Annotated in this window: 11 protein-coding genes; 5 read left to right on the forward strand and 6 right to left on the reverse strand. The window is 68.9% G+C overall.

From position 1 onward, the window contains the following. The first annotated feature begins 201 nt into the window (after positions 1 to 201). On the forward strand, positions 202 to 837 hold the full coding sequence (locus ACFQ36_RS17275) for a DedA family protein (RefSeq protein WP_377015837.1): 636 nt from the start codon (positions 202 to 204) through the stop codon (positions 835 to 837). 6 nt (positions 838 to 843) lie between these two features. Here the strand turns inward: ACFQ36_RS17275 and ACFQ36_RS17280 are convergent, their stop codons facing one another. The 5 genes from ACFQ36_RS17280 to msrA all read right to left on the reverse strand — a co-directional run bounded on the left by ACFQ36_RS17280 (position 844) and on the right by msrA (position 4,171). Beyond that, positions 844 to 1,635 (reverse strand): DUF2182 domain-containing protein, encoded by a 792-nt coding sequence (locus tag ACFQ36_RS17280; protein ID WP_377015839.1) that lies wholly within the window; start codon positions 1,633 to 1,635, stop codon positions 844 to 846. Then, positions 1,619 to 1,813, reverse strand: coding sequence for a DUF1326 domain-containing protein (locus ACFQ36_RS17285; RefSeq protein WP_377015841.1), 195 nt, complete (start codon positions 1,811 to 1,813; stop codon positions 1,619 to 1,621). Before ACFQ36_RS17285 ends, ACFQ36_RS17280 begins: the two co-directional genes overlap by 17 nt. A gap of 138 nt (positions 1,814 to 1,951) precedes the next feature. Continuing rightward, positions 1,952 to 2,539, reverse strand: coding sequence for a serine O-acetyltransferase EpsC (gene epsC, locus ACFQ36_RS17290; RefSeq protein WP_377015843.1), 588 nt, complete (start codon positions 2,537 to 2,539; stop codon positions 1,952 to 1,954). A gap of 62 nt (positions 2,540 to 2,601) precedes the next feature. Then, positions 2,602 to 3,537, reverse strand: coding sequence for a cysteine synthase A (gene cysK, locus ACFQ36_RS17295; RefSeq protein WP_377015845.1), 936 nt, complete (start codon positions 3,535 to 3,537; stop codon positions 2,602 to 2,604). Positions 3,538 to 3,646: 109 nt separating this feature from the next. Further along, complete coding sequence (msrA, locus tag ACFQ36_RS17300) at positions 3,647 to 4,171, reverse strand: peptide-methionine (S)-S-oxide reductase MsrA (RefSeq protein WP_377015847.1); 525 nt, start codon at positions 4,169 to 4,171, stop codon at positions 3,647 to 3,649. A 111-nt stretch (positions 4,172 to 4,282) separates the two neighbouring features. Here msrA and ACFQ36_RS17305 point away from each other — a divergent pair, with 111 nt between their 5' ends. The 3 genes from ACFQ36_RS17305 to ACFQ36_RS17315 all read left to right on the forward strand — a co-directional run bounded on the left by ACFQ36_RS17305 (position 4,283) and on the right by ACFQ36_RS17315 (position 8,441). Further along, entirely contained in the window at positions 4,283 to 5,188 is a 906-nt protein-coding gene (locus tag ACFQ36_RS17305) for a Nif3-like dinuclear metal center hexameric protein (protein WP_377015849.1), read from the forward strand. Positions 5,189 to 5,265: 77 nt separating this feature from the next. After that, positions 5,266 to 6,006, forward strand: a complete 741-nt coding sequence (locus ACFQ36_RS17310; protein WP_377015851.1) for a zinc ribbon domain-containing protein — start codon at positions 5,266 to 5,268, stop codon at positions 6,004 to 6,006. Between the two features lie 422 nt (positions 6,007 to 6,428). Further along, positions 6,429 to 8,441: an acyltransferase family protein gene (locus ACFQ36_RS17315; RefSeq protein WP_377015857.1), complete on the forward strand. Its 2,013-nt coding sequence runs from the start codon at positions 6,429 to 6,431 to the stop codon at positions 8,439 to 8,441. Between the two features lie 112 nt (positions 8,442 to 8,553). On the opposite strand, the gene ACFQ36_RS17320 is transcribed toward ACFQ36_RS17315, so the two are convergent. Further along, a complete protein-coding gene (locus tag ACFQ36_RS17320) occupies positions 8,554 to 9,549 on the reverse strand; it encodes a hypothetical protein (RefSeq protein ID WP_377015853.1) in 996 nt (331 codons plus the stop codon). A 340-nt stretch (positions 9,550 to 9,889) separates the two neighbouring features. On the opposite strand from ACFQ36_RS17320, the gene ACFQ36_RS17325 reads away from it, so the two are divergent. After that, the coding region (locus ACFQ36_RS17325) for a hypothetical protein (RefSeq protein WP_377015855.1) at positions 9,890 to 10,091 on the forward strand (202 nt) is incomplete at its 3' end.

Here is a 10,091-nt window from a genome sequence, read left to right on the forward strand (position 1 = left end):
GCGCATCGACGCCGAGGGCACCTTCCACACCCTCTGGGGCGGGGACAAGACCGAGGTCGAAGCGGTCGACACGCACTGACTGCGGCGGTGCGGGCCCCGGCTGTCCGGGACCCGCACCGTTCACTTGCCGCCCCGGCACGTGCATCATTGACTACAGGGGGTGCCGGCAGACCACCGGTGGAGGCAGACCGCGAGGAGGCAATGTCCGTGACCGGCATCCTTGACGGCATCCTGGGCATCAACCCGGTCCTGGCCCTGGCCATCGTGGGCCTGCTGGTGTTCGCCGAGGACGCGTTGTTCGTCGGCTTCGTGATTCCCGGTGAGACGGCGGCGGTGCTCGGCGGCGTGGTGGCCAGCCGCGGGCACGTGGACCTGTGGGCGATGATGGCCCTGGTGGTCCTGGCCGCGATCATCGGGGACGCGGTGGGCTACGCACTCGGCAAGCGTTTCGGGTCCAGGATCGTCAACGGCAAAGTCCTGGACAAGCGCCGGGCCAAGCTGAAGAAGGCACAGGACTTCCTGCACCGGCACGGCGGCTATGCCGTGTTCTTCGGCAGGTTCGTTGCGTTCTTCCGCGCGGTCATGCCCACCCTGGCCGGGACCTCGCGGATGCACTACCCGCGGTTCCTGGTCTTCAACGCGGCCGGCGGCCTGGCCTGGGGCGTCGGGTTCGTGCTCCTGGGCTACCTGGCCGGGAACTCCTACGAAGCCGTCGCCCGGGCCGCCGGACGCGGCATTACCGCCGCCGTCGTCGTCGCTGCCCTGGCCGTGCTGGCCGTCTGGCGGGTGCGCGCGCTGCGGCGGGAACGCCGCAGCAGCACGGCACCGGAAACCTAGCCGCGGCTACATCATCATGTCCGGGGCCTGGTACAGGCCGGGCAGCAGCCAGGGGTAGGCCGGCACGAAGCAGGCGAAGGCAATCAGCGCCGCACCGGCGGCGCGGCTGAACACGATCCCGTGCCGCCAGGTCTTTTCCACCAGCACGGCGGCCGCAATGACGGCCATCCAGGCCAGGTTCATGACCCCGACGGTGATGAGCACCAGCATCAGCCCCCAGCAGCATCCAACGCAGTAGAACCCGTGGTACAGGCCCACCCGCACGTCCCGCAGCGGCCCCTTGTAGCCGGAAACGTGCAGCAGGAACGCCACCGGCGAGCGGCAGTGCCGAAGGCAGAAGTTCTTCAGCGGCGTCAGCTGGTAGATCCCCGCCGCCGCCAGCAGCCCGGCCCCGACCCAGGGCGCGCCCGCCGGTGCCTCCGCGGCCAGCCTGCCGCCCAGCAGCGCCGCTGCGTAGGCGAGAACGCCGAAGCCCGTCCAGGTGAGCAGGTAGCCCGCCAGCAGCGGTGCGGTCCGGGCCGCCCTGACCGCACCGCTGCGCCCGGCGCGGATGGACCGCAGGTACACGAACAGCAGCGGGGCCAGCACCGGCAGCATCATCGCCGTCATCATGAACGCCCAGCCGGCCAGGAAGCCGGACAGCCCCAGCCCCATGGCCCCGGGACCCGGCGGCATCCCGGCCGCGAGCTGCACGGTGAGGAACCAGGCCAGCAGGGCGAAGCCGATCAGCGCCAGCAGGCCCGGGTGCGGGCGGGCGGCCAGCCAGGCGCGTCGGGGCGTCCTACGCTGACCAGGCAAAGGGGGCTGAGAAGGAGCTCTTCCCGGCATTGTCCCAGTTCATTCCGAACACATTGACGGCCGAACTGCCGGCCCTGCCGGCGGCCAGGGGAGCGATGCCCGCCATCGGCCCGCCCCGCTGCCCGCCGAACAGTGCTCCGAGCGCCTCGGCCTGCTCGGCGGAAGCGGCAGCGTCCATGGGCAGATCATGTCGCAATTACAGTTTTCGAAGTACGTACCTTCGATGTGCCAGGACATCCGAGGCTCCCTTCAAAAGGCATCCCCGTTCTGAATTGTCCTCGGCGCAAAATGCCGGTCAATCAGCCGGTAACGGCGCTCAGATCCACATTGCCGGGTCGATGTACTCGGCCGGATCCACGGCCGGCTTGGTCTCGCGCTGCGGATCCCGGTGGCGGAAGGTGGCCGGCACGCCGGTGATGATGGACTCCGGCGGTGCGTCCTTGACGACGACGGCGTTGGCGCCGATCGCGCTGTCCGCGCCGATCACCACCGGGCCGAGCACCTTGGCGCCGGCCCCGATGACCACGCGGTCACCGATGGTCGGGTGGCGCTTGACCTTGGCCAGCGAGCGGCCGCCGAGGGTGACGCCGTGGTAGATCATCACGTCCTCGCCGATCTCGGCGGTCTCGCCGATGACCACGCCCATGCCATGGTCGATGAAGAACCGCCGGCCGATGGTGGCGCCGGGGTGGATCTCGATGCCGGTCAGGAAGCGGGCCGCCTGCGAGAGCAGTCGGGCCGGCAGCCGCAGCCTGGGATTGGCCCACATCCGGTGGGTCAGCCGGTGCACCCAGATCGCGTGCAGCCCGGAATAGGCGAGAAAGTTCTCAATATGACCCCGGGCCGCCGGGTCATGGGACCGGGCGGCCTCGAGGTCTTCACGCAATCGCGCAATGAATCCCACAGTGATCTTCCTGATCGTACGAACAAACCGCGGCAGTCGTGGGACTGCAGCGGTCCTGGCGGTTAGCCGCGGATGTCGTCGTACAGGATGGTGGAGATGTAGCGCTCCCCGAAGTCCGGGACCACGGCCACAATCAGCTTACCTGCGTTTTCCGGCCGCTTGGCCACCTCCAGCGCAGCCCAGACGGCGGCACCGGAGGAGATGCCGCCCAGGATGCCTTCCCTGGTCCCGAGATCGCGGGCGACTGCGACGGCGGCGTCCGTGGGCGCGTCCAGCACCTCGTCGTAGATGTTCGTGTCCAGGATTTCGGGCACGAAGTTGGCGCCCAGGCCCTGGATCTTGTGCGGGCCGGGGGCGCCGCCGGTGAGGATGGGGGAGTCGGCCGGTTCCACCGCGACGATCTGCAGCTCGGGCTTTTTCTCCTTCAGGAACCGGCCCGCGCCGGTGACGGTGCCGCCGGTGCCGATGCCGGCCACCAGGATGTCCACGGCTCCATCCGTGTCTTCCCAGATCTCGGCGCCGGTGGTGGCGTAGTGGATGGCCGGGTTGGCTTCGTTGGCGAACTGCTGGGCCCAGATGGCATTGTCGGTGGTGGCGACGATCTCCTTGGCCTTCTCCACCGACCCGCGCATGCCCTCGGACCCGGGGGTCAGGACGATCTCGGCGCCGAAGGCGCGCAGCATGACCCGGCGCTCGGTGGACATGGTCTCGGGCATGGTCAGGATGACCTTGTAGCCGCGGGCGGCCCCGACCATGGCCAGGGCGATGCCGGTGTTGCCCGAGGTGCCCTCGACGATGGTGCCGCCGGGCTTGAGCGCTCCGGCCTTCTCCGCGGCGTCGACGATGGCGACGCCGATGCGGTCCTTGACGCTGTTGGCAGGGTTGTAGAACTCCAGCTTCACGGCGACCTGCGCGGGCAGGCCCTCGGTCAGGCGGTTCAGCCTCACGAGGGGGGTGTGTCCCACGATCCGGGTGACGTCGTCGTAAATGCGTGCCATGTTTCCTGCCTTACTTGGCCTTGCGGCCATCGCGGATGGGAGTGGACATGTGGGTGCGCACAGCTGTGTCCGTGCCCCCTGCCAGCCTACCCAGTGGTAATGAAGGGGCTCAGGCGGTGAGCCATTCGGCGTAATATTTCCGGGCCTTGGCCAGCTTGGGGTTGATGATCACCTGGCAGTACCCGGCGGACGGGTGCTTGTCGTAGTAGTTCTGGTGGTATTCCTCGGCCGGATGGAACGCGGACAGCGGTACGACCTCGGTGACGATCGGATCGACCCAGTCCTGCTGGGTCCGCGCGATGGCCTCCTCGAAGGCCTGCTTCTGCTCGTCGCTCGCATAGAACATGGCCGAGCGGTACTGCGTGCCGATGTCGTAGCCCTGCCGGTTCAGGGTGGTGGGGTTGTGCGAGGTGAAGAAGATGCCCAGGATGACCTCCCCGGGCACCACCGACTCGTCGAAGGTCACCGCCACCGCCTCGGCATGGCCGGTCGTCCCGGAACAGACCGCCTCATAGTCGGGGTCGGCCACGTGGCCGCCCGTGTAGCCGGAGACCACCTCGGTGACGCCGCGGGTTCTCCGGTAGACCGCATCCAGGCACCAGAAGCAGCCGCCGGCCAAGACAAAAGTTTCCATGGCTTTAACAATGCCGCAGCGGCGCGGAAGATTCCCGCTGCAGCCGCGTCCAGTGTTCCCGGTCACGTAAACTTCAGGCCTTTTCCGCAGCCATGCGGTAGAAAAGGAGCTATGAAGCCGAACACGGAGCAAGAGGACACCGCTGTGCCGGAAGACGGCGGGGGAACCGAGGCTGCCCCAGCCACGCCCGTGCTCGGGGAGGTCCTGCTGGCCGTGGAGGAACTCTGGCCACAGTCGCTCGCCGAGCAGTGGGACGCCGTCGGCCCGGTGGTGGGACGCAGCAATGCCCCGGTGCGCCGGGTCCTGTTTGCGGTGGACCCGGTCGCCGAGGTCGTCGAGGAAGCCATTGCGTGGGGAGCGGACCTGCTGGTCACGCACCATCCGCTGCTGCTCAAGCCGGTGAACTCCGTTGCGGCCTCCAGCTTCAAGGGCAATATCATCCACCAGTTGATCGAAGCAGGCTGCGCCCTGGTGACCGTGCACACCAACGGGGACAGCGCCGTCGGCGGCGTTTCGGACGTGCTGGCGGATGCCCTCGGGCTGCAGCACGTCAAGCCGCTGGCGCCGTCGGCCAACGGCCTGCCCGAGGAGGGCATCGGCCGGGTCGGCGAACTGGGCGAGGCGACCACGCTCGGCACCTTCGCCGAGACCGTATTCAGCCTGATGCCGGCCGTGGCCGGCGGCGTCAAGGTCGCGGGCAGCCGGGACGCCCTGGTCCGCACGGTCGCCGTCTGCGGCGGGGCCGGGGATTCCCTCTTCGACGCCGTCCGGGAGGCCCGGGCGGATGTCTATGTCACGGCGGACCTGCGCCACCATCCGGCATCGGAAGCGCGCGAGGCCGCGGTGGACGGCCGGCCCTACCTGATCGATGTGTCGCACTTTGGCAGCGAGTGGCTCTGGCTCACCCCTGCCGCCGCGGCGCTGGAGAACGTGCTTGCGGACCAGGGATACGACGTCGAAATCCGCGTCAGCGGCATCAACACGGATCCTTGGGACTTCATTCTGACCCCGGCCTGATCCGCACACCCGCGCGGTAGGCTGGGACGACGCGGAACTTCAGTTCGGCGACCACACCCGGGACACTAAGGGGACCTATGGCCAAGGCACCGGCATCCGAACAGCTGCGACTGCTTGACCTTCAGGCACTGGACAGCAAGATGGTGCAGCTGACCCGCCGCGCCGCCGCTGCGGCCAAGAACGCGGACATCGAGGCGCTGCAGGAGAAGCTGCGGGCGGTGGACCGCGACCTGGCGGCCGTCAACCTCGAGGTAGCCGACGCCGAGCGCGACCTGAAGCGCGCGGAGACGGAGGTGGAAACGGTCCAGGGCCGGATCGAGCGGGACCAGCGGCGCCTGGACAGCGGTACGGGCACGGCCAAGGACCTGACCGCGCTGCAGCACGAGCTGGAGTCCCTGGGCAAGCGGCGCTCCGACCTCGAGGACGTGGAGCTGGAGGTCATGGAGCGTCTGGAGGAGGCCACGGCCCGGCAGGAACAGGTCCGGCAGGCCAGCGATGCGCTGCGCGAGGAGCTGGGCGGGCTGGAGAAGATCCGTGACGAGCAGCTGGCCGCCATCGAGGCGGAAAAGGCGGAGGTGTCCGCCCGGCGCAAGGAGCTGGCGGCGACGTTCGATGCCGGACTGCTGGCGATCTACGAGAAGACCCTGGCCCAGCGCGGCATCGGCGCCGCCCGGCTGTTCCATGGCAAGTCCGAAGGATCGGGGATGCAGCTGAGCCCGGGGGACCTCGCCGAGCTGAGGCAGGCGGCCGAGGACGACATCGTCTTCTGCCCCGATTCCGGCTGCATCCTGGTGCGCTCGCCCGAGTGGAACGGCTGACCCCTCCCTCGTCAAAAAGCGGTCAGTAGATGCCTTCAGGAACCGGTCAGTAGGCGCCGCCTTTTTCGGAGAAAGTGCACTGCCGTTCCGCAAAGCGGGGGAACCGTCCGCCGGCCGGTTCCTGGCGAAGGGCGATGCCGCTGAGCCCGGGGGCCTCGCCGAGCGGAAGCGGGCCGCCGGGGCCGGCGTCGCCTTCTGTCCCGATTCCGGCTGCCTTCCGGCGTGCTCGCCGGCAGGGATGGCCAATCAACCCGGCCGCTGGTCGATGCCGGGGCCGGGGGCGGCCGCCCGGTAGAGTTGGTCACTGCGCTTTGTCTCTTCCAGTACCGATAAGCAGGTGATCGCCCATTCTCCGCGCGAAAGGACGTCCAGGGCCCTCGGGCCGCAGTCACGAGGTCGCCGTCGGAGGATTCCGGCTGGACATCCAGGGACTTCGCGCCGTCGCCGTGGCGCTGGTGGTTGTCTACCACTTCTGGCCGCAAAGCCTGGCCGGCGGATTTGTCGGCGTTGACGTCTTCTTCGTTATTTCCGGCTTCCTCATCACCTCGCACCTGCTGAAGAAGCCGCCGCGGTCGGGCCGTGACCTGGCGGAGTTCTGGGCCCGCCGGATCCGCAGGCTGCTTCCCGCGGCGTTTGTGGTGCTCGCCGTCACCGCCGTGGTTGCACGCCTTGTTGCCCCTCCCACGCAGTGGGAGGCCACCGCGGCCGAAATCATTGCCTCCGCACTGTACGTGCAGAATTGGGTGCTCGCGAACAGCGCGGTGGACTACCTGGCCGCCGAAAACCTGCCGTCGCCAACCCAACACTTCTGGTCCCTGTCGGTCGAGGAGCAGTTCTATATCTTCTGGCCGCTGGTTGCCATGGCGGTGGCGTGGTTTGCCGCGAAGAAAGGGTGGAAGGCAGCCACCTCGGCCGGCTGGACCATGGCCGCCGTGGCGGCAGTCTCCCTGGCGGTCTCGGTGGCGCTTACCCGGGCGGAGCCGGCCATGGCCTACTTCGTGACCCCGACCCGGGTGTGGGAACTGGCACTCGGCGGCCTGGTGGCCGTGCTGGCTCCGTGGACGGCCCGGCGACTGACCGGCGCCGCAGCGGCGGCGGTGGCCTGGACGGGCCTGGCCGCGGTTCTGCTGGCCGGGTTCACCTTCACCGCGGCGACGGCATTTCCCGGGTATGCGGCGCTGTTGCCGGCCGGCGGCACCGCACTGGTGATCCTGGCAGCTGCCGGGGGACGGGCTGCGCCGGTCCGCGTCCTCGGGACGAAGCCGATGCAGTGGCTGGGTGAAGTTTCCTATTCGCTGTATTTGTGGCACTGGCCGTTGCTGGTGCTGATGCCCTACGTCAGCGGGGGAGAACTGGGCTGGATCGACAAGAGCTGCCTGGTGGCCCTTGCCCTGGTGCTGGCCGGCCTGTCCAAGAAGTACGTGGAGGACAGGTTCCGGTTCAAAAGGAGTTCGCTCGGCTTGCGGCGGACGTACCGGTTCGCTGCGGTCGGAATGGTGGTGCTGGCGGCCGTAGGCTCCCTGCAGATCGCCGAGGCGAGCTACCGCTCCCGCGACGCCGCCCGGAATTTGTCGGCGTTGATGTCGTCCGAAGATTCCTGCCTGGGCGCGGCGGCGCTCGCGAACGGGGAGTGCGCCGCGGACCGCGGGCTCCAGATGGATCCGGAATTGGCGAAGAAGGACAAACCGGCAGCCTACAAGGACAACTGCTGGAACTCCCCGCCGTTCGACACCCGCCGCACCTGCACCTACGGTGAGGGACCGACGCAGGTGGCCCTGGTCGGAAATTCGCATGCGGGACACTGGTTGCCGGCGCTGGAGAGCCTGGCCGAGACCAACGGCTGGACAATTACCACCTATCTGGCCAGCGCCTGCACCTACACGGATGCTGCGGTGGTGTTCGACACCGAGCAAAAAACCCGGGGCTGCCGCGAGCTCGGACAATGGGCCCAGGAGTCCACCCAGGGGGACAAATACGACCTGGTGATTACCACCGAGCTGACCATCCCGGTCAAAGGCGCCAACTCCGACGCCGAGCAGTTCGATCTCGCAGTCCGCGGGTACGGGAGCTACCTGGCCAGGTGGGAAGAGAGCGGGACCAACCTCCTGGTGCTGCGCGACACTCCGTATCCCAAACCGTTCATCCAGTCGATTCCGGACTGCGTTGCCGAGAACGCGGACGATCCGGCGCAGTGCTCGGGGAGCAGGGAGGAATGGCTCAAACCCGACCCGCTCGTCAAGGCCGCCGAGGACCTGCACTCGACCCGGGTCAAGGTTGCCGACCTGACCAGGTACATTTGCCGCGACGACGCGTGCTACGGCGTGAACGGGGGCCTGGTGACCTATTTCGACGGCTCGCACATGACCACCGCGTACGCCCGGACCATGGCCCCGTACCTGCGTCAGCACGTCGTTCAGGCGCTGGCACACCGCTGACCGGCCGCCGGGACCTGCCCTTGGCCGGGCAGCCCCCGGAAAACCGTGCTGCGGATGCCTCAACACCTGAATTGGTCACTGGCTGCCGCCCAATATTTCCATTTGGGCGGCATCAAGTGACCAATTTTCCGGGCGAGGGGGCCCAGTTCAGTTCGCGGAGCCTGCCGTCGATGACCTCGCGCAACGCCTGATACCCGCGTGCGTTCAGGTGCGCGCTGTTCCGGGACAGGCTGGGCGGCATGTTGCCGAGCGCCTGCTGCTGCAGGTCCGCCCACGTGGGGTGGAGGCCGGTCCGGGCCCAGGCGCCGAGGTCTGTCACCAGGCCTGCCAGATCCACGAAGCATCTCCCGTAGCGTTCCTGCAGGGCCCGGTTGACGTGGGAGATCCGGTCACGGACCGGGGATGATGCGGGTATGCCCGTGTTGACGAAGTACCCCCAGACCAGGATCTGCCGGCCGGCGGCCGCAAGCCAGTCGTGGGCCGCATGGGTCCATTCCAGAATGGCGTCCGGATCGTGGGTGGCCCAGGGGGCCCCGGTGAGGTTGTTCTTGCCGATGTTCAGATGATTGATCCCCGCCCGGAACTCCGCGCCCTTGCTGGGAAGGAACTCGGTGCCCTCGGCGATCCTCCGGGGCTTGCCGGCGTGGTGCCGCCTGAAGCTGTAGCCGGGCTGCGCGCCCGGGGCCTTCGACAGCGTCCCCGGGATCCCGGCGAGCGAACCGTCAGCGCCGAACGGGGCGGCGCCCCTGGCGCTCATCGAGGGGGTGGACAGGACAACCGAGCCGGAGGACGGTATGACGGCGCTGTCCATGCGCGCGGGCCGGGAACCCAGCCGGGCCAGGATCTGCTCGGCGGTCTGGCCTCCGGCCCCGCCGTTGAAGTACCGCAGACCATAGCCGGCGGCGGTGTTCCTCATGTATTCGGACATTTCCGCCACCGTCGAGGAACCCCAGCAGGCCATCGAGGCCGCACGGGCCCGGCCGGGCGGGACGCACGGAGCGGAGGCAGGGCCCTGGCCCCGGACGGCCCACCAAAGGGCAGGCGGCACCGAGACCAAGACCAGGCCCAGCGCGGCGCGGCGCCGGATGGGATGCTGCTGCGAGGACACTGCGCCTCCTCGGGTCACCGGGCAGACAACATCTTCCTCCCGGAACCTGGGAAAAAGCTACCGGGCGCCGGCCCCGTCGCCGGGGCAGCAGCCGGGACAGGCGGCGCCTGAGACTGCGCTGGATTTTGCCCCCGAGGTGCCGCACCGGCACCCTGCGGAGCCCCGGCGCCACGGGGACGGTCAGCGAGTCGCGGATGCTCGCGGACGCTGCCCCCGCCGCGTCCACCCTGATCTGCACCGTCTTGCCGGCAGGCACCGTGTACAGGGCGCCTGCGCAGCTGAGCGTCACCGCGACGTCGTACCGCCCCGGCGGGAGCCCGGAAACATCGACGCCGCCCTTGTGCGGCGTGCTGAAGGAGGCGGCCGCATAGTTGCCCGGGCCGTCCCCGAATTCATCGGCCGGTCCGTCGAGGCCGCCGCAGACCAGCGCCCGCGCATGGATCCGCCCGGCCCCGCGCAACACCAGGTAGTACCTGCCGGCCTGCCGGTCCGGCAGCCGGACCCCGCGCACGGCGAAGTCCCCGGCCAGGTGCACCAGCGGC

This window comes from Arthrobacter sp. GCM10027362, assembly GCF_042679445.1.
Taxonomy (GTDB): domain Bacteria; phylum Actinomycetota; class Actinomycetes; order Actinomycetales; family Micrococcaceae; genus Crystallibacter.